Here is a 21,739-nt window from a genome sequence, read left to right on the forward strand (position 1 = left end):
TTATTGAAGAGAAATGTATATTGAGAAAGCAATTTTAGACAAGGTAAATATCTGGTTGACCCCAACATTTGACAACGACACTCAGGAAGCCATCCGCGAGATGATGACTTCTGCCCCGAAAGAACTGGAAGACTGTTTTTACAAAAACCTTGAATTCGGAACAGGCGGAATGCGTGGCATCATGGGCGTTGGGACTAACCGCATCAACAAATATACACTGGGAAGAAATACGCAGGGCTTATCCGATTATCTGAAAAAATCATTCCCGGGCGAACAACTGAAAGTTGCCATTGCTTACGATTGCCGTCACAACAGCGATACGTTGGCCAAAGTGGTTGCCGATGTATTTTCCGCTAACGGTATCAAAGTATTTCTTTTTTCCGATATGCGCCCGACCCCGGAATTATCCTTTGCCGTTAAGCACTTAGGCTGTCATGCCGGAATCGTGTTGACTGCGTCTCACAATCCACCGGAATACAACGGCTACAAAGTGTACTGGCAAGACGGAGGCCAATTGGTTCCACCACAGGACCACGAGGTTATCCAAGTAATTGAGGCTCTGGATTTCAGCGAAATAAAATTTGAATCCAATCCGGAGCTGATTGAATATATTGACACAAAAATTGACGAAGCTTTTATCGATTCCGCTATTGAAAATGCGACGTTTAACACTGCCGCTTCTGCTAAAGAAAATTTAAAGATTGTCTTCACCTCGTTACACGGAACTTCCATTAAGGTAGTTCCTGACGTTTTGGCAAAAGCAGGTTATACCAATGTTGAAATCGTAAAAGAGCAGGCACAACCGGACGGGAATTTCCCAACCGTAAAATCTCCCAACCCGGAAGAACCGGAAGCGCTGACTATGGCTCTGGAATTAGCCGAGGCGACCAATGCCGATATCGTAATCGGTACCGACCCGGATTCTGACCGTTTAGGAGTGGCCGTTCGCAATGCCGAAGGTAAAATGATCTTACTGAACGGAAACCAGACAATGGTTGTCATGACACATTTTCTGCTTCAGCAATGGAAAAAGAACCAGAAACTGACTGGAACAGAATTTGTTGGATCAACAATTGTCTCCACACCGATGATGCTGGAACTGGCTTCCGGATTCGAGGTGGAATGCAAAGTAGGCTTAACCGGTTTCAAATGGATTGCTAAAATGATCAAGGATTTCCCAAATCAGAAATTCATAGGAGGCGGAGAAGAAAGTTTTGGTTTCATGGTAGGTGATGCCGTACGCGATAAAGACGCGATTGCTTCTACCCTGCTGGTTTGCGAAATTGCGGCACAAGCTAAAGAAAATGGAAGCTCCTTATACAAAACCTTGCTTGATATGTACGTGGATTTCGGTTTCTACAAAGAACACCTGATTTCCATCACCAAGAAAGGTATTGAAGGTGCCGGCGAAATCAAGCAGATGATGGTGGATTTACGTGAAAAACCGCTTAAAGAAATCAATGGCCAACGCGTGGTGTGTATTGAAGATTACCAGACTTCCAAAGGAAGGGATCTGATGAACGATGAAGAGTTTGGTATTTCGATTCCTAAATCCGACGTATTGATTTACTATCTGGAAGACGGCAGTAAGATTTGCGCCCGCCCGAGCGGAACCGAACCGAAAATAAAATTTTATTTCAGCGTGAACTGCGCTGTGGAACATACTGATGACATCCCGGAAGCCGACAGTTTCCTGGATTACAAAATCAAAAACATAATTGCTGCAATGCAACTGAACTAATGGATAGAAATTTAAAGAAAATAATTCCTTTTGCCCTGGCGTACAAGAAAGATGTGGTACTGAATATTGGTTACAATGTTCTTTATGCGTTTTTCAGTACTTTAATGATGATCTCGATAATGCCCACGCTGAATGTGCTTTTTAAGCAAACCGAAAGAGTGGAAATCAAACCTGTTTACACGGGAATATCAGATCTGAAGCAATACGGGCAGGATTTATTCAATTACAACATTACTAAAATATCAGACGAACACGGGGTTCAAAACACCCTGCTTTTGGTAATTGGCATTGTAATTGTCACTGCATTTCTGAAAAACATCTTTAATTATCTGGCCTCACGCCACATTTCCAGATTGCGCAATGGCGTTTTAAGAGATTTGCGCCGAAAATTATACGACACGATCATCAATTTGCCGATTTCTCACTATTCTGATAAAAGAAAAGGTGATGTGATGACCCGAATGCTGGGAGATGTTGGTGAAGTACAGAATTCCTTTTTTCAGATCCTTGAATTGATCGTAAGGGAGCCTTTGACCATTATCTTCTCTATTGCCACGATGTTTGTCATCAGTTCAAAACTTACGCTTTTTGTTTTTGTATTTATTCCGGTTTCCGGATTGATTATTTCCCGAATCGGAAAAAGCCTTAAAGCAAAATCCATTAAAGTTCAACAGGAATCCGGCTTGTTCATCTCGACCTTAGACGAAACTTTATCCGGATTAAAAGTGGTAAAAAGCTTCAATGCGGAAAAGACTTTTACAAAACGTTTCAATGAATCCCTGGAGCGTCTTTTAAAACTGTCAAACAACATTTCCAACAAAAACAACCTGGCCTCTCCCATGAGCGAATTCCTGGGAATACTTACGATCGCCACTTTATTATGGTATGGCGGTCATTTGGTTTTGATTGAAAAGAGTTTGTCCAGCACAGCCTTCATAACTTATATAGCACTGGCTTATACGATTTTAACACCGGCAAAAGCAATATCAAAAGCATCGTACCAGGTAAAAAGTGGTTTAGCCGCTTCTGAAAGGGTTTTTGATTTAATGGAAACCCAAAATCCTATCGTAAACAAAGAAGATGCGATTATCAAAACGGATTTCAACCATTCGATTTCCTTGGAAAATGTATCTTTCCGCTATGAAGACGAAAAAGTAATCGATAATTTGTCCCTTGAAATTCCAAAAGGAAAAATGATTGCTTTGGTAGGACAGTCCGGAAGCGGAAAAAGCACCATCGCCAACCTTCTGACCCGTTTTTACGATGTACAGGAAGGTCACGTTAAAGTTGACGGCATCGACATCAAAGACATGAACATGCATTCGCTTCGAAACTTGATGGGATTGGTAACGCAGGACAGTATCCTTTTCAACGACACTATCAAAAACAACCTGCTTTTAGGAAGAGAAAATGCCAGCGATGATGAAATCATCCATGCTTTAAAAATTGCCAATGCTTATGAATTCGTAAAAGACCTGCCAAACGGGATCGATACCAACATCGGTGATTCCGGGAACAAGCTCTCCGGCGGTCAAAAACAACGTCTTTCGATTGCGCGTGCCGTTTTAAAAAACCCGCCAATCATGATTTTAGACGAGGCAACTTCCGCATTAGACACCGAAAGCGAACGTTTGGTACAACAGGCGTTGGAAAACATGATGCAAAACCGTACTTCGGTTGTTATTGCTCACCGTCTTTCCACCATTCAAAAAGCAGACATGATTGTGGTAATGCAAAAAGGAAAAATCCTTGAAACCGGCACACACGAAGAACTGTTGGCAGAAAACGGCATGTATTCCAAACTGGTAATGATGCAGTCCTTTGAATAATTTATGATTTAGCACAATTTAAATTTTGAAACTTTATAACTTAGCGTTATTCTTTTCTACTTTTAAATTTTTAAATCACTCACTATAAAATGTACATAAACAACCCAAATATCAAACTCCCTGCGAATCCGGATACTGTTATTTGGAAGTACATGGATTTGTCCAAATTTCTGGATATCCTGATTTCCGGAAAAATGTTTATGTCCCGTTCCGACAAGTTTGAAGACCAGTACGAAGGCACCTTCAGCGAACCGACTTTTGAAGAAATCAGAAAGATCTCCGAAAACAATCCGAAGTTTTTAGACTACTACAAATCCCATCGTGAAAATGTAGTTATCAGCAGTTGGCACACCAATGAATATGAAAGTTTTGCGATGTGGCAGGTGTTTACCAAAAACCACGAAGGTTTGGCGATTCAGTCTACGATTGGCCGTCTAAAAGAAGCTTTGGCTTTGGAACGCAACTTTGAACAGTACATCGGTGAAGTGAATTACATCGATTACAAAAAAGAACACATTCCTTTTGATGATGCCTTCTTCCCGTTCCTTTTCAAGCGAAAAAGTTTTCAGTATGAGAATGAAATACGTGTCATATCCGATGTTACGCCGCAAAAATTAACCATCAACGACGGGTTGAAAATAAATGTGGACATCAACAAACTGATTGAAACCATCTACATTCATCCCAAAAGTGAAAACTGGTATAAAAAACTGGTGATTGAAGTGGTTTCCAAACTGGGCTTTGATTTCACCATCGAAAAATCGGATCTGGAAAGTGATATTTTAATATAAAGATTAAAATTTCCATTCACCTATTTTAAGGAAGCAACCTAATCACTAACGACTAATTACTGAATCGGCTTGTATTCTTCAGCCTTCCATTCTTTGCCCAACAGGTTTACGAAGTAATAATGCACGTTATCGTTTTTGTCGAACGCCCCGTTTTTGTTGTTATCTTCAATGGTTCTGAAGTATAGGCGGTTTTGAACTTCCACTAAACTCCAGTCGATCAATTCCTGTAATTCCGCAGACAGTTTCACAAAATTAGTCCCGTTAAAATTACTGATGTAAAGCGATTTGATGTCGTTGGAATCTATCTTATTATCTTTATTGGTATCGGAATCGACTAAAGAATAAACTAAAATCTGTCTTTTGGTTCTGTCGGACAAGGTGTTCAGATATGTTGCTGTTTGAATCTGCACGATTTTATCCGTTAACGGTCGAATCGTTGTGGAATCGATATGCTGAAACTTCAGGTTCTGGAAGTAGCCTGTAAGTTCAAAACGGTTGTAATTCGAAATGGCATAACTTACTGAATTCGTTTTACTCGAACCGTAACTTCCTCTTTCTGCTGAAACCCTCACATCCCCAATAGCATGGATAAGGTATTTGGTACCTTCCATATGTACCGGCAAATCCGCAATTTTGATCTGTGAAGAATCCTTCTTAACCGAATTGGCAGCATTGTTTTTCTGATCTTCGTAAATCACCTTAGGTTTTTCAGCTTCCTGTTTACAGCTTGCCATAAGCCCAAGAGCAGCAATCAGTACATATTTTGAGAAGTTTTTCATATATGCAAAATTAATTTTTAGCGGTCATATATGGTATCGCTTTTTAAATCATAAGTATTTATCTCACACCATTTACTTTCATCGGAGTTCCATGATTTTCAATAAATAAGTGTTCGTAGCGATTTCATAGCAAACAGATTGGTCTATCAAATATAAAACATTTCAATGGTAACTACAATCGTACATTCAACTTCACGTTAAAAGTTCTTGTGGTCATGTAATTCGGGATACCGTATTGGCTTTTCGTATATACGTCACGCACCCAGGTGTTGGTAATGGCATTCTGGTTGTTGAACATATTGAAGATTTCCAAACCTAATGACAACTCTGTTAAGTGCTTCAACCAATTTCTATTGGATTGGATCGTTGCATCTTTGAAAACATAAGAGAATCCGGCATCCGCACGACGGTAATCTTTCAGACGAAGTTGGTATTGGTAAGGATCGGCATACGATGGAGATCCACCCGGAAGTCCCGTATTGTAAACCAAGTTCAGGTACAATTTTACATTCGGCAAGTTTGGCATATAATCCTGGAACAATAAACCGAATTTTAGACGCTGATCGGTCGGACGGTCGATATAGCCTCTTCCGTTCTGGTTTTCTTCCGTTTTAAGATAGCCGAAACTGAACCACGATTCCGTTCCCGGTACAAATTCTCCGTTTAAGCGGAAATCGGCTCCGTAAACATACGCTGTTGCATCGTTATTAGCTCTGTAACGTATACGAACATTGTCTATCGTATAAGTATTCACATCGGAAAGCCCTTTATAATACGCTTCGGAAACGAATTTGAACGGTCGGTCCCACAATTTGAAACTATAGTCATTACTAAGCACCACATGAAAAGACTGCTGTGCTTTTACATCAGGCTGCACTACCCCGTTATAATCCCTTAATTCTCTGTAAAAAGGCGGTTGGTGGTACAATCCTCCTGACAATCGGAAAACCATATCCATCTCCCATTGTGGTTTAAGGGCAAATTGGGCACGCGGACTGAAAACCACCTGGCTCTTCCCTTCAATTTTATCGCCGGTCACATTCCACTGATGGGCTCTTACCCCTCCGTTAATCCAGATTTTGTTGGAGCCTAAATTTCCTCTGTAATTCCACTGGGCATAACCCGAAAAACGGTCGATTTTTACAAAATTGGTTGCTCTTACATTCTGGTAGGGCGCCAAAGGTCCGACATAAGGATTATAAGGTTGATCGTTTGGAACCGCTATGTCTGGATTCGGCAGCGAAAAGCCGGCAGAGTCAATCACTTCCCATTCCACTATTCTGTCACGGATGTCTTCACGGGTGTATTTGAAACCCCATTCCACCTGACTATTTTTTTTCTTGATATCGTGAAATCCTTTTACTTCGGCATTGAAAATCAAAGCATCGAGGTTGTTACGGGCGTGCGTTAACTGCGAACCTACTCCTCTTGAAAACACAACATCCCCGAAAGTTTCCGAACCGATATTGGTATCCACTTCCCCTAAACGGTATTCAGCCAAAATATCGAAATATTCCTGTTCCTGCGTGTGATAGGCCGAGCCAATGAATTTCAATTTAAAATCTTCATTTGGCGCATAGACGGATTTCACCGCTCCGAACAACGTTAAATATTCGTCTTTTTCCTGTCCTTGATAAAACACCAAAAGAGCAATCGGATCGTCGATGGTACCGAAATTAGTCTGACGACTTAACGGCTGATAATGGTATTTGTTTTGTGAAATGTTCCCCAAGAAACTCCACTGCCATTTGGTGGAAGCATCATAATTGAGCTGCGTCTGAATATCGGCAAAAGAGGGTTTGAAATTGGATTCCGTTTCCTGGCTGTTAACAAGTAAACTGTTGTTTCGGTAACGGATTCCGGTAATATTACTCCACTTCTGATTTTTGGAAACTAAATCAACAGTAGCGCTACCGCCTAACAAGCTGGCATCTAAAGCCGCCTGAAATTTTGTTGGCCTTCTATAGGTAATATCCAAAACCGACGACAATTTATCGCCGTATTTGGACTGGAATCCACCAGCAGAGAAATCCACATTGGCAACCATTTCCGTATTGGTAAAACTCAAACCTTCCTGTTGCCCTGAACGGATTAAGAAAGGACGGTACACCTCGATTTCGTTCACATAGACAAGATTCTCATCGTAATTCCCGCCCCGAACGGCGTAGGAGGTACTTAAATCACTGTTCGAATAAACACCGGGAAGTGTTTTAAGAATATTCTCCACACCTGGATTAGCTCCCGGAATCAAACGAATGGTTTTGGGTTCTATCGTGGTAATCCCTTCAATTCTTTTTCTACCGCCTGCCGAAACAATTACTCCTTCTAATTGTTCCGTGCTCTCATTCAAAACTACGTTCAATTCGTAATCTTCATTAGGCTTCAATTCAATGGAAAACGATGATTTTTTAAAAGAAATGTGCGTTATCTCAACAGTCACTTTTTGATTTGCGGGTATCGTCAAAATATAAAACCCGTTTTCGTTGGAATCGGTGGTTTTGCCATCGGCTTTGATGGTTGCTTTTTCAATCGGTTTGTTGGATTCGTCCAATAGGATTCCTTTAATCCTGGCGGTTTGTGCAATTGCCGAAAATCCAATCAGTAAAATACAGATATTAAGGAGTTTAATTATCTTTTTCAACAGGGTCAATGGTTTTAGTTTTCAAAAAATGAGTTTCAAAGGTAGTGGAATTTCCCATTTTATCCGAAACAACCACTTTTAATTCGTTTTTACCTTCTTCGTAAAGTGCATCACTAAAATGGTGCACCAGCAAATTTGTTTTATAATCGTAGTCCATCAGGATCCATTTTCCGTTCAGATAAGCATTGTATTCCTTAACTCCGGAAAAATCATCATCAATGTGAACACTCAGCGTATCGGATTTGTCCAGGCTTTCCCCTTCTTTAAAATTCGGTTTGAAAATTTTCGGGGCGATGGTATCGGTAGCCAAAAAGAATTTCCCCAAATCTTTGGTTCGGGCAGAAAACAAGTTGCCTTTTTTGTACGTGGTAAAATATTCTTTCTTATTGCCGTCCATTCTCGAAATGAAAGTTTTCTCCTTAAGGATTCCCGGTATGTTGGTAACGTCAAAAGTAACCGTAATGTTGTGATGCACCGGAACCGTTTCATCATGAAGGTAAAGCACATTGTCTTTCACTTCGAAATTCATGTAAAAATCATCATAAAAGGCATTCTCCGGAATAAACACCGAAACATTGTCCTTTGTATAGCTGTTGTCGTTTTTAGACTTTACAAAGTAAGGCGTAACTTTTTCTTCTCTGTTTATGGTTGCTGGCGCCTCCGAATACTGAATCGGAATGTTAATCATTCGTTTGTTTCCCTGAAAATCGGAAATTTCGATTCGGTAGTTATAATTCGAATTGGGCAACACCGAAATCTGACCGTTTCGCGCATTTCCATTCACCACCGAAAACGGATAGTTTCTTTTAAAAAACAACTTCTGAACCGTTTGCTTCAGGGTTTTGTAGCGATAGTAATCGATAAAGTTATTTACGTATCGCGTTTCATCGAAAGCAAATTTGTCAAAGGTATAACTGAAATAGCGGCTCCCGTTCAAAAAGGTTTCGGCTTTGTAAATTCCGTTCCAGTTGAAATTATTATCGGCTACATCATAGGCATTCACGGCAAAACCGATGTTTCCTTTGGCTAAAACTTTATTCGCCAAAAAATTCCCGTCAGGCTGTAACGACAACTGCACCGGCAAAGGACGCTGCGAACTGTTCACCACGGCGCTGTCTCCAACAGCATACACTATCAAATCGTTAATGATGGGCACTTTGGTATCCGGCATCATGATGTTGAAACCGAAAAACATCGGATTAATGATCTGCTCCGTTTTTGAATCGCGGATTTCAAAATGAAGGTGCGGCCCACCCGAACTGCCTGAATTCCCGGAAACCGCAATGATTTCTCCTTTTTTTACTGCCAGTTCGTTGGCTAAAGGATAGAGCTCAATCTCATAGGACTTCTGGGCATACTGTCGTTTTCGGATAAAATCTTCGATGGCACCGGTAAACATTTTCAAATGGCCGTAAACCGTCGTGTAACCGTTTGGATGGGTAATGTAGAGGGCTTTACCGTAACCGCCTTCGGATATTTTAATCCTGGAGACATAACCGTCGGCTGCGGCAAAAACACTTAACCCTTGCTTTTGCTGGGTTTTAAAATCTAACCCCGAATGAAAATGATTGCCCCGCAACTCTCCGAAATTTCCGGAAGCATAGAGCGGAATATCAAGGGGTGAACGAAAATAATCTTTTGGATAAGGCTGGCTTTGACCAAAACATACGGCGGATAAAAAAATAATAATCTTAAACAATTTCATAAATCGAACAATTTAGGCTAATGTATAAAAAAATCCCTATAAAATAAAGGGTCAAACCTAATTTTATAACACGCTCCTTCTCAAAATATTAGGATTTGATTTATAAGATTTTCGAAAATTTAGATAAAAGTATTGTTATATTTCAAATGGAATACTAACTTTGTAAATCATGTAATGAAAAAGGTCTGCAATGAGTGGATTATCTGAAATCGTTGATTCTCTTGAAATTAAAATAACTAAGCTTGTCCAGAAAATGGAAAGTTTGGAACGCGTAAACCAGGAGTTGCGAAACGATTTATCAAAATCCTCTTCGGTGATATCCGGACAGGCAGAAGAGATACAGGCATTGAAAAAGCAGTATGAAACACTCAAAATGACCAATTCATTATTAGGCAGTGACGAAAACAAACGAGAAACAAAACTCAAAATAAATTCATTAATACGCGAAATAGATTATTGTATAGCCCAACTTTCTGATTAAGAAATGAGTGAAAAGCTGAAAATCAAAATATCAATCGCAGACCGTGTCTACCCACTAACGGTGGATTACTCGCAGGAAGAAGGACTTAGAACCGCTTCCAAAAAGATTGATGCCATGATCAAGCAATTCGAAGAAAGCTATGCGGTTCGCGATAAACAGGATGTTCTGGCCATGTCTGCGTTGCAATTCGCGTCGCAGTTGGAACAAAAGCAGATTGACAAATCCGTCGATTATCAGGATGCTTTGGAACGCCTAAAAAAAATGGATGACACCTTGAGTGCGATACTCTCCAAATAAACACGTTCTTTACATAAATCAAGATACTGCCTACATTAGTACCTATTTGATAAACTCAACACTAACAAATTCAAATGAGTAAATCATCGTTTCTAAAGCAAACTGCCTTTGAGCAGGTCCTTGAACAGCGAGTTAACTCAAAACTTGTCCTTACGAGTTTATGCAATACCCCTAATGTAGGCTTTTTTTATATATAATTTTAAAACACTTTATGAACACATTAATTATAATTATCGGCTGTCTGGCCGGAATCGGAGCAGGATTCGGAATCGCTAAGTACTTAGAAAAAGCGAATGTTTCCAATCTTATCAAAAATGCTAAAAAAGAAGCAGCTTCGATTCTGAAAGATGCAAAAGTCGAGGCAGAATCCATTAAAAAGGATAAATTGCTTCAGGCAAAAGAAAAGTTTCTGGAATTAAAATCGGAACATGAGAAAGAGATTTTAGCCAAAGACAAAAAAATCGCCGAAGCTGAAAAACGCACAAGAGACAAAGAATCTCAGGTTTCCAACGAATTAGCCAAAAACAAAAAGCTAAACGACGAAATCGAACATAAAATTACCGATTACAGCAACAGGTTAGAGCACGTTGACAAAAAGCAACAGGAAGTTGAAAGACTTCACAAAAGCCAGGTAGAGCAACTGGAAACCATTTCAGGTTTATCAGCTGAAGATGCTAAAAACCAATTAGTGGAAAGCTTAAAAGCAGAAGCTAAAACCAACGCCATGGCTTACATTCAGGAAACACTTGAAGAAGCTAAAATGACAGCTCAGCAAGAGGCTAAAAAGGTAATCATCAACACCATCCAACGTGTTGGAACGGAAGAAGCAGTGGAAAACTGTGTTTCTGTATTCAACATTGAATCCGATGATGTAAAAGGAAGAATCATTGGCCGTGAAGGTCGTAACATCCGTGCTTTAGAGGCAGCAACCGGTGTGGAAATCATTGTTGATGACACCCCGGAAGCGATCATCCTTTCCTGTTTTGACCCGGTTCGTCGTGAAGTAGCCCGTTTGGCATTGCACAAATTGGTAACCGACGGTCGTATCCACCCTGCCCGTATTGAGGAAGTAGTAGGAAAAACACAAAAACAGATCGAGGAAGAAATCATCGAAGTAGGTAAACGTACGGTAATCGATCTTGGTATCCACGGTTTACACCCGGAATTGATCAAAATCGTAGGTAGAATGAAATACCGTTCTTCTTACGGACAAAACTTATTACAACACTCCCGTGAAGTAGCTAAACTTTGTGGTATCATGGCTGCCGAATTAGGCTTAAACGTAAAACTGGCAAAAAGAGCCGGATTATTACACGATATCGGAAAAGTACCGGAAACGGAAAGCGAACTGCCACACGCTATTTTAGGTATGCAGTGGGCTGAGAAATACGGTGAAAAAGAAGAAGTATGTAACGCTATCGGAGCACACCACGACGAAATCGAAATGAAGTCCCTGATTTCTCCGATCATCCAGGTTTGTGACGCTATTTCAGGAGCACGCCCAGGAGCACGTCGTCAGGTATTGGATTCTTACATCCAGCGCTTGAAAGACCTTGAGGATATCGCTTACGGTTTCAACGGAGTTAAAAATGCTTATGCGATTCAGGCGGGACGTGAGTTACGTGTAATCGTGGAAAGTGAAAAAGTAAGTGACGAAATGGCCGGAAGCTTATCGTTCGACATATCACAGAAAATCCAAACCGAAATGACCTACCCGGGTCAGGTGAAGATTACGGTTATCCGCGAAACAAGAGCCGTAAACATTGCGAAATAGTAAACAGTATTCAGTTTCAGTTTGCAGTAATCTACAGAACACAAATAGTTAATTAACAAAATAAAGACCTGTTTTTCAACAGGTCTTTATTTATTTACCGAAAACTGAGACTGAAAACCGAGACTAGAAACTACCCTCTAACCCCTCGGGTGAAACGAATTCAGAATCTGAGAAAGATGTTTTCGATCCAAATGCATGTACACTTCCGTGGTAGTGATCGATTCATGCCCAAGCATCATTTGTATGGAACGCAAATCGGCCCCGTTTTCCAGTAAATGCGTAGCAAAGGAATGCCTGAACGTATGCGGACTGATCGTTTTATTTAAGCCGATTTTAACCGCTAAATCTTTGATGATGGTAAAAACCATGGCGCGAGTCAACTGCTTCCCTCTACGGTTAAGAAAAAGAGTATCTTCAAAACCCTTTTGTATCACAAGATGATTTCGGATCTGGTCTTTATAAAAAACAATGTATTTCTGAGTTGACGGACTGACCGGCACAAACCGCTGCTTGTTTCCTTTCCCGGTGATTTTCAGAAAGCCTTCCTCAAAAAATAAATCGGAAATTTTAAGCGAAACCAGTTCGGAAACCCGGAGTCCGCAGCCGTATAGCGTCTCCAGCATGGCGCGATTGCGCTCCCCTTCTTCTTTTGACAAATCCACAGCCGCTATCAGCTTATCGATTTCTTCCAACGAAAGCGTATCAGGTAATTTTCGTCCCGTTTTAGGCACCTCAATCAACTCCAATGGCGACGTATTCCGGTAATCTTCAAAAATAAGGTAATTGAAAAAGCTCTTCAGCCCCGAAATGATGCGCGCCTGGGATCTTGCATTTACTTGCTCCGAAATCGTATAAATAAACTGCTGAACCGTTTCTTCCGAAATCACCACCGGGTTCTCCGTGATGGCATTTTCTTCCAGATAACCAACAAGCTTCTCAATATCGAAAACATAATTATCAATAGTGTTTTGCGACAATCCCCGCTCCAGTTTCAGGTAGTTTTTATACTCTTTTATGTAAGAAATCCATGCACTCATCTACGTTAAATAAATTCTAAAATTGCCGCAACGAAATACTATTCGGCATGATTTGTGGTTTAAATATAGAAACTAAAAATATATTATCATGAAGACATTAAATTTTTTATTCGCAGGTTTAGTTTTATTTGTTAGCGCCCTGGGTCAAGCACAGGACAAAAATCCTTCAAATTCTTCTTTTGGAATTAAAGGCGGACTGAATTACTCCACCATTACCAAAGGCGATTTTGATGAAGGCCCCGATCCCAGAACCAGTTTCCATATCGGATTCGTAGGTGAAATCCCTATTGTAGACAACGTTTTCGCGATTCAGCCCGAAGTACTCTATTCCCGACAAGGCTTTGAAATCAACCAGACCGTATTGGGAACCAATTACGAAACCCAATACAAATTGGATTATATCAATGTACCGGTTTTAGCGAAAATTTACTTAGGCAGAGCATTCAGCATTGAAGCCGGACCACAATTTGGATTAAAAGTAGGTGAGAAATACGAAAATGAAGATTCATCGGTAGAAACCAACGATGTCAATGATTTTGACACCGCTATCGCAGCCGGTGTATCCCTGAACTTTCCCGGAGGCCTGTTCCTTACAGGACGTTTTACACAAAGTTTTAACGAAGTAATAAAGGATAGCGGCTCCAAAAACCAAGTCTTCCAGGCCGGACTGGGATTTAAGTTCTAGCAATAAAAAATGCCCCGAAATCGGGGCATTTTTATTTAACAACTTTTTCTAATTAGAATTTGTAGATCAAACCGAAGTTGATCGCTCTCATGTCAACCTCTAATCCGAATGAATTAGTTTTGTCTGCACCGTTACCACCGTTATCGTTAGATGTATAACCTAAACCAGCCCAAGAAGCCTCGATAGCGAAGTTGTTAGACACGAAGTAGCTAAGACCTAAACCAGCGTTGATTCCGAACTCTTTCATTTTAGCATCAGCCAAGTTATCTTCAGTGTTAGTGAAATCAACACCTAATTGACCGAATACAGAGAATTGGTTAGCAGGAGTCATGTAATATCTACCGAATGCTCCGAATGTGAACGAAGAATCATCTTGAGTCTCGTTTCCGGCTGCATCTTCAGCTTTCTCAGAACCAAAACCTAATTTTGCACCGATAGCGATGTTTTCAGTTACGAAATAACCAACTTTAGGCTCGATTTCGAATGAACTGGATTTAGCATCTCCAGTTTTGTCAGAGCTGAATCCGAAAGCACCAGATACAAATAAATCCCCTTTTGCAAATCCACCGTTACCAGCTTCTTTAACTTCTTCCTGTGCGTTGGCAAATCCGAAAGCGAATACTGCCGATAAAATCATTAACGTTTTTTTCATAGATAATTGTTTTTAAATTATTACTTAAAATTATCTATAAAAACAAATTCTCTTAAATCCCGAAAAGGCTAGATATCAACAATTTAATTAACAAAAAAAGCCCCGATAAATCGGGGCTTTTCATATAGTAATCTGAAGTTCAGATTAGAATTTGTAGATCAAACCGAAGTTGATAGCTCTCATGTCAACGTCTAATCCGAAAGAATTAGTTTTGTCAGCACCGTTACCACCGTTATCGTTAGATGTGTATCCTAAACCAGCCCAAGAAGCCTCGATAGCGAAGTTGTTAGATACGAAGTAGCTAAGACCTAAACCAGCGTTGATTCCGAATTCTTTCATTTTAGCATCAGCCAAGTTATCTTCAGTGTTAGTGAAATCAACACCTAATTGACCGAATAAAGAGAATTGGTTAGCAGGAGTCATGTAATATCTACCGAATGCTCCGAAAGTGAATGAAGAATCATCTTGAGTCTCGTTTCCAGCTGCATCTTCAGCTTTCTCAGAACCAAAACCTAATTTTGCACCGATAGCAATGTTTTCAGTTACGAAATAACCAACTTTAGGCTCGATTTCGAATGAGCTAGATTTAGCATCACCAGTTTTGTCAGAGCTGAATCCGAAAGCACCAGATACAAATAAATCTCCTTTTGCAAATCCACCGTTACCAGCTTCTTTAACTTCTTCTTGAGCGTTAGCAAATCCGAAAGCGAATACTGCTGCTACAGATAAAATAATTTTTTTCATGTTTAGTTTAAATTTTAAAAATTTACTTGGCAAATCTATAAAAAAACATTTCTGAAAAAATCCCTACTCAAAAAAAGTATTAACAATACTGGGATTTTCAAGGTATAAAACATCTAACATGTTGATATTTAGTAAATTAAATTTTGTTAAAAAATGATTAATTTTTTCCTACCATCGTTATAAAACCATTTTTTTACTACAGTTTTTTCTTACACTTTTAATGTTTTTCATCTAAAATCATACTTCATCAGAAATAAAACAGTCAAAAGAGCCCAAAAAAAATTCAGGTTTTACTATAATTTCAGAAGGTTTATAACAATTTTACTACATTTACAAAAAGACAATCTATGAACATTATTATCATAAACGGACCAAACTTAAATCTTTTGGGCAAACGAGAACCGGAAATCTACGGTGACGAAACTTTTGAAGACTTTTTCTTTCTGATGAAAAAGAAATACAGCTCCATAAACCTGCACTATTTCCAGACAAATATTGAAGGCGAAATTATCAACAAGATACACGAAGTCGGGTTTACCTATGATGGTATTATTTTAAACGCAGCTGCCTATACCCATACCTCCATTGGAATTGCAGATGCAATCAAAGCCGTTACCACACCTACTGTTGAAGTTCATATTTCAAATACATTTTCAAGGGAATCATTCAGGCATCAATCCTATATCTCCCCTAATGCTTGTGGTGTCATCATCGGTTTCGGTCTGGGCAGTTACGAACTTGCCATCAAATCTTTTTTATAATCCATACAACCATTTTGACCGATAATGCGTCTACCCTTTAAACACTAACATGAGAAATTTTTTATTTTTATTAGCCTTACTCGTATCGACAAGCCTATTTGCACAAATCAAAGGAACCGTAACCGATAAAAACGGAGCCCCTATCCCCTACACCACCGTAATTATTGAAGGAACATACAACGGAACTTCGGCTAACGACATCGGTTCATACGAACTGTCCGTAAAAGGAAAAGGGAAATACACTTTAATATTTCAATCTTTAGGATACAAAACCCAAAAGGTCACAACGGAAATCATCACGACTCCGCATACGGTTAATATAACCCTGGAAGACGAGAATTACACCCTTGCGGAAATGGTCATCACGCCCAGCAAGGAAGATCCGGCCTATGCCATAATCCGCAGTGCGATCAAAAACCGAAAAAAGAACTCCTATAAAACCGACAAATACGAAGCGGATTTTTATTCGAGAGGAATCTTCAGGGCCAAGAACATCCCGAAGAAATTCATGGGCATGGAAATCGGCGATTTTGACGGCGCCTTAGATTCTACCAGATCAGGTATTCTGTACCTTTCTGAAACGGTTTCTAAAATCGCCTTTGAAAAACCTAATAAAATAAAAGAAGAAATTATTGCTTCAAAAGTGAGCGGTAACGATAACGGCTTCAGTTTCAACACGGCACAGGGCACCAATTATGACTTTTACGCCAATTATGTGGAAATGGACATCAACATGGTTTCCCCGATTGCTGACAATGCTTTAAGCTATTACCGTTACAAACTGGAAAGCACTTTCGTGGATGATCACAACCAACTCATCAATAAAATCAAAGTTACACCGCGCCGTGACAAAGAACCGGTTTTTGAAGGCTACCTATATATAGTAGAAGACAGTTGGGCCATTTATGCCGTGGATTTAAACAGCAAAGGCTACCGCATGCAACAGCCGATTCTGGAAAACATCACCTTTACACAAAACTTCAATTACAATCCTACGACAAAGGTTTGGGCCAAAAACCAGCAGACTATCGATTTTAAGGCTTCCATTTTCGGCATGGGCTTTACCGGGAAGTTTACACATGTTTTCAGTAATTATGTTTTCAGAGAACAGTTTGAGAAGAAGACGTTTACTAATGAGATTGCCAAAATCGTAAAAGATGCCAATAAAAAAGACACGGTTTTCTGGAATACCAACCGACCGGTTCCATTAACCGATGAAGAAATCGGGGATTATCACAGAAAAGACAGCATCCAGACCATCCGAAAATCACAGGTATACCTTGACTCGATTGATGCCAAAAAAAACAAATTCAGTTTAAAGAAACTGATAACCGGTTACACCTACAGAGACACTTACCATAAATGGTCGTTCAATTATAAAGGTCTTTTGAATATTTCTTCTTTAGGCTACAACACCGTTCAGGGTTGGAATTTCGATTCCGGTTTCTCCTTCCACAAGCGAAATGAAGAAAAAGGAACCAACACCAATATAAATTCCACCTTTAATTATGGGTTTGCCGAAGAACGCCTGCGCATCAACGGAAGTTTTTCACATCGTTTCAACAACATCAATTACGCAACGGTTAGCGCAAGCGGCGGAAGCAGTATCAATCAGTTTAATCCATCCAATCCGATTTCGAACCTGGTAAATTCGGTAAGTACGCTTTTCTTTAAGGACAATTATGCCAAATATTATAATAAAGAATTCGTTAGTTTAGGATACAGCCAATCGGTGTTAAACGGGGTTTGGCTTAACGGACGTTTCGAATATTCAACACGCAAGCCGCTTTTCAACAACACAGATTATGTATTGATCAAAAACGACAAAGAGTACACCTCTAATAACCCGCTGACTCCGTTTGACAACACCCTTCCTGCTTTTGAAAGACACAATCTGATGAAAGCCAGTATCGGAACAAGAATCCGTTTTGGAAATAAATATGTGACCCGACCGGACGGGCGTATCAACTTTGGCAACAACGACTACCCTACACTTTCCTTCAGTTACGAAAAAGGATTTGCGGCTAACAAAGACCAGTACAATTACGATTTTGTTTCCGGACAAACGGATTATGACAAAACGCTTGGTAACAAAGGAGATTTCGCTATTCGCCTGAAAGCCGGGAAGTTTTTCAATGCCGAAGATATTTCCTTTGTGGATTATAAACATTTCAACGGCAACCAAACGCACATCGGAACAGCCGATAGATATTTGAATGTTTTCAACATGCTGCCGTATTACAGCAGCAGTACGAATGATGCTTTTATTGAAACCCACATTGAACACAACGATAAAGGGTTTCTGATGAATAAGATCCCATTATTAAACAAACTGCAGTGGAATTTGGTTTTAGGCTTTCATCAGTTGAACAAACCGGATTTCAAACCGTATCAGGAATTCACCGTTGGATTTGACAATGTTGGTTTTGGAAAATTCAGGATGATGCGCATTGATTATGTGCGTTCGTACCAAAACGGCTTCCAAACAGATGGCATAGTTTTCGGACTTAAATTCCTGAACATCATAGACTAACAATCCAAACTATTGTATAAAAAAAGCGTTGGAAGTTTCTAACGCTTTTTTTGTTTCATTAAAACAATTATTTAAAAACATCGAACGCAAACCGAATCAGCGTTCCGATAACCACGATCAAAAAGAAAATACGGATAAAGCTGTTTCCTTTCTTTATAGCAAGTTTTGCCCCTAAAAAACCGCCTAAAGCATTACAGAAAGCCATTGGGATTGCCATAGCCCAAATTATTTTCCCTTTCAGCAAAAAAAGGCAGATCGAACCGAAATTCGTAGCCAGATTAACCATTTTGGCATTGGCCGAGGCATGTAAGAAATCAAAGCCTAAAACAGACACAAAAGCCACCACCAGAAAACTTCCGGTACCTGGCCCGATAAACCCGTCATAAAAACCAACCGCTACACTAATGATAACCGCATAGAACATTTGGGTTTTAAGGGAGAACTCTTTATCCTGATGCTGGCCGAAATTCTTCTTCATAAAGGTATACACCGCCAATAATATCAAAACCACCAAAAGCAAAGGCTTCATAAAATCATTGCTTACCTGTGTCAACACTGTTGAACCGACAAATGCGGAAGCAAAAGCCACCACTGACATAATTATCAACAACTTCCAATTCATGGTTACCGTTTTCAGGTATTGAAAAGCGGCAAAACTTGTTCCGCTGAAAGCCGGTATTTTAAGCGATCCAATGATGGAAGCCACGGAATAATTCGGCAATAAAATCAAGGCAACCGGTGTTTGGATCAAACCGCCGCCTCCAACAATGGCATCTACAAATCCGGCAAAAAAAGAAGCGAGGCAAAGAAAAAATAAAATATCAAGTTCCATAATTCTCAAAAAGAAAAGAGCCAAACTCATTCGAATTCAGCTCTTTATAATTATTCATAAAACATAAGTTATGCGCGAACGATGTTAGCACCTAAGGCTCTTAAACGCTCGTCAATTCTTTCGTACCCTCGGTCGATCTGCTCGATATTCTGGATAGTACTTGTTCCTTTTGCAGTTAAAGCGGCAATCAATAAGGAAATCCCCGCACGGATATCCGGCGAACTCATCGTGGTAGCTTTCAGTTGCGACTGGAAATTGTGCCCCATAACAACAGCACGGTGCGGATCACACAACATGATTTTCGCGCCCATATCAATTAGTTTATCCACGAAGAACAAACGGCTTTCGAACATTTTCTGGTGTATCAGTACATCGCCTTTTGCCTGAGTTGCCACAACCAAAACGATGCTCAACAAATCCGGCGTAAAGCCAGGCCATGGTGCATCGGCAACCGTTAGGATAGAACCGTCGATATCGGTTTTCACTTCATATCCGTTTTCATGCGACGGAATATAAATATCATCCCCTCTTCTTTCCACGGTAATTCCCAATTTACGGAATACGTTCGGAATAACCCCTAAGTTATCCCAACTCACATTTTTGATAGTGATTTCACTTCGGGTCATTGCCGCCAGACCAATCCAGGAACCGATCTCGATCATGTCCGGTAAGATTCTGTGCTCGCATCCGCCTAAGCTTTCCACCCCTTCGATAGTCAATAAGTTTGAACCGATACCGGTGATTTTGGCCCCCATCGAATTCAACATCTTACACAACTGTTGCAAATACGGCTCACAGGCAGCGTTATAAATTGTTGTAGTTCCTTCAGCTAAAACAGCCGCCATCACGATGTTTGCTGTCCCTGTTACCGAAGCTTCATCCAAAAGCATGTAAGCGCCCTGTAATCTGCCATCGATTTCCACTCCATAAAAATGGTCCGCTCTTTCATATCGGAATTTCGCGCCTAAATTGATAAACCCTTCAAAGTGGGTATCCAAACGACGGCGTCCGATTTTATCTCCGCCCGGTTTCGGAATGTATCCACAACCAAAACGTGCTAAAAGCGGCCCCACGATCATGATGGAACCTCTTAAACTTCCGCCTTCTTTTTTGAAAGCCTCTGTTTTCAAATAATCTACGTTTACTTCATCAGCCTGGAACGTATAATCACCGGGACCGTTTTTCTGTATTTTAACGCCTAAGTTTCCTAAAAGCGTAATCAGTTTATTTACATCAATAATATCAGGGATATTGGTAACCCTAACTTTCTCCGAGGTTAGCAACACCGGACACAAAACCTGCAAAGCTTCGTTTTTCGCACCCTGTGGCGTAACATCTCCTTTCAATCGGATTCCACCTTCAATTTTAAATGTTCCCATCGGCTTGTATTATTTTCTGTTGTTGTTATTATTATTTGGTTTCTTGTTCTTCTGATTCTGATTCTGATTATTCTGATTGCTGTGCTTTTTCTGCTTATTGCTAATGATGCTGCCGTGCTGCATTTTGTTCGACTGCTTTTTGTTCACACGCATTAAATCCGTGGTATTGGAAAGCTCTTCGTCTGTAGCGGTCATATTAATTTTCCCGCCGGAAAGTTCGTATAAATGCTCGAAAATCACTTCATCCTTCACGGTATCCTTATTCCAGCTCAGATAGGATTTTTTCATATGATTGGCAATTACCATGATCAAAGCATTTTTCAGATCACCGTCTTCCCATTTGTTGGCCACATCAATCATGTACTTGATATTGTTCCCGTAAAAACGATACTTTGGAAAGTTCTGTGGATAATTCAGAGGTCCCGGTTTCTGGTGCAGAATTTCCTTGCTCGGAATCGGGTATGGCGAATCCACATCCAGTTTAAAATCGGACATGATGAAAATCTGATCCCAAAGCTTGTGCTGAAAATCAGGTACATCACGCAAATGCGGATTCAGGGTTCCCATTACGGAAATGATATATTTAGCCGCTTTGTTTCGCTCTGCTCTGTCTTCAAGTCGGGTGGCCTGATCGATCAGTTTCTGCAAATGACGACCGTATTCCGGAATGATCAGGTGCGAACGCTCGGCATTGTATTCAAGATGATGTACGGCTTCTTCTGGTGTAAATTGCATGTTCTGTTTTTATAAAGAAATAATTCCCTCAATAGCCGATAACTCGATATACTTATCAATTACCGCCTGGGCACTGTTCATTCTGACGTTGATGGACACACTGGTATAATTTCCCGCTTTAGACTTATTGGTGTTGATAACAGCTCCCATTCCGTTAAACGAATTTTCTATGGCTGTAATTTTTTCCGGATCTGTCGGAACTATAAATTTATACAAATATTCAGAAGGCCAAATAGTCGAATTGATTAATTCTTCTTTCAGGCGCTGATAAAATTCTTCGGTTTTCTTATCCATCTTCAATCAAAAATAAAAGCAAATATACATTAGAGTTATGAATAATGAA

General features: G+C 40.1%; 19 protein-coding genes. 9 read left to right on the forward strand and 10 right to left on the reverse strand.

Annotated features, from left to right (window positions below; translation table 11 throughout):
- Nucleotides 1–13: 13 nt before the first annotated feature.
- The 3 genes from ACWPKD_RS04390 to ACWPKD_RS04400 all read left to right on the forward strand — a co-directional run bounded on the left by ACWPKD_RS04390 (nt 14) and on the right by ACWPKD_RS04400 (nt 4,361).
- Nucleotides 14–1,741, forward strand: a complete 1,728-nt coding sequence (locus tag ACWPKD_RS04390) for a phospho-sugar mutase (RefSeq protein ID WP_455411469.1) — start codon at nt 14–16, stop codon at nt 1,739–1,741.
- Nucleotides 1,741–3,570 carry an ABC transporter ATP-binding protein gene (locus tag ACWPKD_RS04395; RefSeq protein WP_455411470.1) on the forward strand — a complete coding sequence of 610 codons (1,830 nt, stop codon included), beginning with the start codon at nt 1,741–1,743 and terminating at the stop codon, nt 3,568–3,570. Before ACWPKD_RS04390 ends, ACWPKD_RS04395 begins: the two co-directional genes overlap by 1 nt.
- Before the next feature lie 89 nt (nt 3,571–3,659).
- Nucleotides 3,660–4,361: a hypothetical protein gene (locus ACWPKD_RS04400; protein ID WP_455411471.1), complete on the forward strand. Its 702-nt coding sequence runs from the start codon at nt 3,660–3,662 to the stop codon at nt 4,359–4,361.
- Between the two features lie 56 nt (nt 4,362–4,417).
- Here ACWPKD_RS04400 and ACWPKD_RS04405 read toward each other — a convergent pair whose 3' ends face one another.
- The 3 genes from ACWPKD_RS04405 to ACWPKD_RS04415 all read right to left on the reverse strand — a co-directional run bounded on the left by ACWPKD_RS04405 (nt 4,418) and on the right by ACWPKD_RS04415 (nt 9,486).
- Entirely contained in the window at nt 4,418–5,140 is a 723-nt protein-coding gene (locus ACWPKD_RS04405) for a hypothetical protein (protein ID WP_455411472.1), read from the reverse strand.
- 172 nt (nt 5,141–5,312) lie between these two features.
- A complete protein-coding gene (locus ACWPKD_RS04410) occupies nt 5,313–7,781 on the reverse strand; it encodes a TonB-dependent receptor (protein ID WP_455411473.1) in 2,469 nt (822 codons plus the stop codon).
- A complete protein-coding gene (locus tag ACWPKD_RS04415; protein ID WP_455411474.1) occupies nt 7,765–9,486 on the reverse strand; it encodes a M23 family metallopeptidase in 1,722 nt (573 codons plus the stop codon). The genes ACWPKD_RS04410 and ACWPKD_RS04415 overlap by 17 nt, the downstream gene beginning before the upstream one ends.
- Before the next feature lie 190 nt (nt 9,487–9,676).
- On the opposite strand from ACWPKD_RS04415, the gene ACWPKD_RS04420 reads away from it, so the two are divergent.
- From ACWPKD_RS04420 to rny, 3 genes are all read left to right on the forward strand, one after another.
- Nucleotides 9,677–9,967, forward strand: coding sequence for a hypothetical protein (locus ACWPKD_RS04420; RefSeq protein ID WP_455411475.1), 291 nt, complete (start codon nt 9,677–9,679; stop codon nt 9,965–9,967).
- A gap of 3 nt (nt 9,968–9,970) precedes the next feature.
- Entirely contained in the window at nt 9,971–10,264 is a 294-nt protein-coding gene (locus ACWPKD_RS04425) for a cell division protein ZapA (RefSeq protein WP_455411476.1), read from the forward strand.
- Nucleotides 10,265–10,475: 211 nt separating this feature from the next.
- Nucleotides 10,476–12,038: a ribonuclease Y gene (gene rny, locus ACWPKD_RS04430; protein WP_455411477.1), complete on the forward strand. Its 1,563-nt coding sequence runs from the start codon at nt 10,476–10,478 to the stop codon at nt 12,036–12,038.
- Nucleotides 12,039–12,175: 137 nt separating this feature from the next.
- Here the strand turns inward: rny and xerD are convergent, their stop codons facing one another.
- Complete coding sequence (xerD, locus tag ACWPKD_RS04435; RefSeq protein WP_455411478.1) at nt 12,176–13,075, reverse strand: site-specific tyrosine recombinase XerD; 900 nt, start codon at nt 13,073–13,075, stop codon at nt 12,176–12,178.
- A gap of 88 nt (nt 13,076–13,163) precedes the next feature.
- On the opposite strand from xerD, the gene ACWPKD_RS04440 reads away from it, so the two are divergent.
- On the forward strand, nt 13,164–13,760 hold the full coding sequence (locus ACWPKD_RS04440; protein WP_455411479.1) for a porin family protein: 597 nt from the start codon (nt 13,164–13,166) through the stop codon (nt 13,758–13,760).
- Between the two features lie 52 nt (nt 13,761–13,812).
- Here the strand turns inward: ACWPKD_RS04440 and ACWPKD_RS04445 are convergent, their stop codons facing one another.
- Both ACWPKD_RS04445 and ACWPKD_RS04450 read right to left on the reverse strand, forming a co-directional pair.
- A complete protein-coding gene (locus tag ACWPKD_RS04445) occupies nt 13,813–14,412 on the reverse strand; it encodes an outer membrane beta-barrel protein (protein ID WP_455411480.1) in 600 nt (199 codons plus the stop codon).
- Nucleotides 14,413–14,556: 144 nt separating this feature from the next.
- Entirely contained in the window at nt 14,557–15,156 is a 600-nt protein-coding gene (locus tag ACWPKD_RS04450; RefSeq protein ID WP_455411481.1) for an outer membrane beta-barrel protein, read from the reverse strand.
- 347 nt (nt 15,157–15,503) lie between these two features.
- Here ACWPKD_RS04450 and aroQ point away from each other — a divergent pair, with 347 nt between their 5' ends.
- Both aroQ and ACWPKD_RS04460 read left to right on the forward strand, forming a co-directional pair.
- Entirely contained in the window at nt 15,504–15,917 is a 414-nt protein-coding gene (gene aroQ / locus ACWPKD_RS04455; protein WP_455411482.1) for a type II 3-dehydroquinate dehydratase, read from the forward strand.
- A 49-nt stretch (nt 15,918–15,966) separates the two neighbouring features.
- A complete protein-coding gene (locus ACWPKD_RS04460; protein ID WP_455411483.1) occupies nt 15,967–18,450 on the forward strand; it encodes a DUF5686 and carboxypeptidase regulatory-like domain-containing protein in 2,484 nt (827 codons plus the stop codon).
- A 67-nt stretch (nt 18,451–18,517) separates the two neighbouring features.
- On the opposite strand, the gene ACWPKD_RS04465 is transcribed toward ACWPKD_RS04460, so the two are convergent.
- The 4 genes from ACWPKD_RS04465 to ACWPKD_RS04480 all read right to left on the reverse strand — a co-directional run bounded on the left by ACWPKD_RS04465 (nt 18,518) and on the right by ACWPKD_RS04480 (nt 21,690).
- Nucleotides 18,518–19,282: a sulfite exporter TauE/SafE family protein gene (locus ACWPKD_RS04465; protein WP_455411484.1), complete on the reverse strand. Its 765-nt coding sequence runs from the start codon at nt 19,280–19,282 to the stop codon at nt 18,518–18,520.
- Nucleotides 19,283–19,350: 68 nt separating this feature from the next.
- Entirely contained in the window at nt 19,351–20,661 is a 1,311-nt protein-coding gene (gene murA / locus ACWPKD_RS04470; RefSeq protein WP_455411485.1) for a UDP-N-acetylglucosamine 1-carboxyvinyltransferase, read from the reverse strand.
- Between the two features lie 9 nt (nt 20,662–20,670).
- The gene (locus ACWPKD_RS04475) at nt 20,671–21,396 is read right to left on the reverse strand and encodes a DUF4290 domain-containing protein (RefSeq protein WP_455411486.1); all 726 of its coding nucleotides are present in this window, start codon (nt 21,394–21,396) and stop codon (nt 20,671–20,673) included.
- 9 nt (nt 21,397–21,405) lie between these two features.
- Nucleotides 21,406–21,690, reverse strand: coding sequence for a DUF493 family protein (locus tag ACWPKD_RS04480; protein ID WP_455411487.1), 285 nt, complete (start codon nt 21,688–21,690; stop codon nt 21,406–21,408).
- Nucleotides 21,691–21,739: the final 49 nt, after the last annotated feature.

The sequence above is a fragment of the Flavobacterium pedocola genome, assembly GCF_053764385.1.

Excerpts from the sequence above, each read along its gene's own strand:
- ACWPKD_RS04440 (WP_455411479.1), top strand. The coding sequence starts at position 13,164 with ATGAAGACATTAAATTTTTTATTCGCAGGTTTAGTTTTATTTGTTAGC.
- ACWPKD_RS04400 (WP_455411471.1), top strand. The coding sequence starts at position 3,660 with ATGTACATAAACAACCCAAATATCAAACTCCCTGCGAATCCGGATACT.
- ACWPKD_RS04395 (WP_455411470.1), top strand. The coding sequence starts at position 1,741 with ATGGATAGAAATTTAAAGAAAATAATTCCTTTTGCCCTGGCGTACAAG.
- ACWPKD_RS04390 (WP_455411469.1), top strand. The coding sequence starts at position 14 with ATGTATATTGAGAAAGCAATTTTAGACAAGGTAAATATCTGGTTGACC.
- aroQ (WP_455411482.1), top strand. The coding sequence starts at position 15,504 with ATGAACATTATTATCATAAACGGACCAAACTTAAATCTTTTGGGCAAA.
- ACWPKD_RS04475 (WP_455411486.1), bottom strand. The coding sequence starts at position 21,396 with ATGCAATTTACACCAGAAGAAGCCGTACATCATCTTGAATACAATGCC.
- ACWPKD_RS04450 (WP_455411481.1), bottom strand. The coding sequence starts at position 15,156 with ATGAAAAAAATTATTTTATCTGTAGCAGCAGTATTCGCTTTCGGATTT.
- ACWPKD_RS04460 (WP_455411483.1), top strand. The coding sequence starts at position 15,967 with ATGAGAAATTTTTTATTTTTATTAGCCTTACTCGTATCGACAAGCCTA.
- ACWPKD_RS04465 (WP_455411484.1), bottom strand. The coding sequence starts at position 19,282 with ATGGAACTTGATATTTTATTTTTTCTTTGCCTCGCTTCTTTTTTTGCC.
- ACWPKD_RS04415 (WP_455411474.1), bottom strand. The coding sequence starts at position 9,486 with ATGAAATTGTTTAAGATTATTATTTTTTTATCCGCCGTATGTTTTGGT.
- ACWPKD_RS04445 (WP_455411480.1), bottom strand. The coding sequence starts at position 14,412 with ATGAAAAAAACGTTAATGATTTTATCGGCAGTATTCGCTTTCGGATTT.
- ACWPKD_RS04420 (WP_455411475.1), top strand. The coding sequence starts at position 9,677 with ATGAGTGGATTATCTGAAATCGTTGATTCTCTTGAAATTAAAATAACT.
- rny (WP_455411477.1), top strand. The coding sequence starts at position 10,476 with ATGAACACATTAATTATAATTATCGGCTGTCTGGCCGGAATCGGAGCA.
- xerD (WP_455411478.1), bottom strand. The coding sequence starts at position 13,075 with ATGAGTGCATGGATTTCTTACATAAAAGAGTATAAAAACTACCTGAAA.
- ACWPKD_RS04405 (WP_455411472.1), bottom strand. The coding sequence starts at position 5,140 with ATGAAAAACTTCTCAAAATATGTACTGATTGCTGCTCTTGGGCTTATG.
- murA (WP_455411485.1), bottom strand. The coding sequence starts at position 20,661 with ATGGGAACATTTAAAATTGAAGGTGGAATCCGATTGAAAGGAGATGTT.
- ACWPKD_RS04480 (WP_455411487.1), bottom strand. The coding sequence starts at position 21,690 with ATGGATAAGAAAACCGAAGAATTTTATCAGCGCCTGAAAGAAGAATTA.
- ACWPKD_RS04425 (WP_455411476.1), top strand. The coding sequence starts at position 9,971 with ATGAGTGAAAAGCTGAAAATCAAAATATCAATCGCAGACCGTGTCTAC.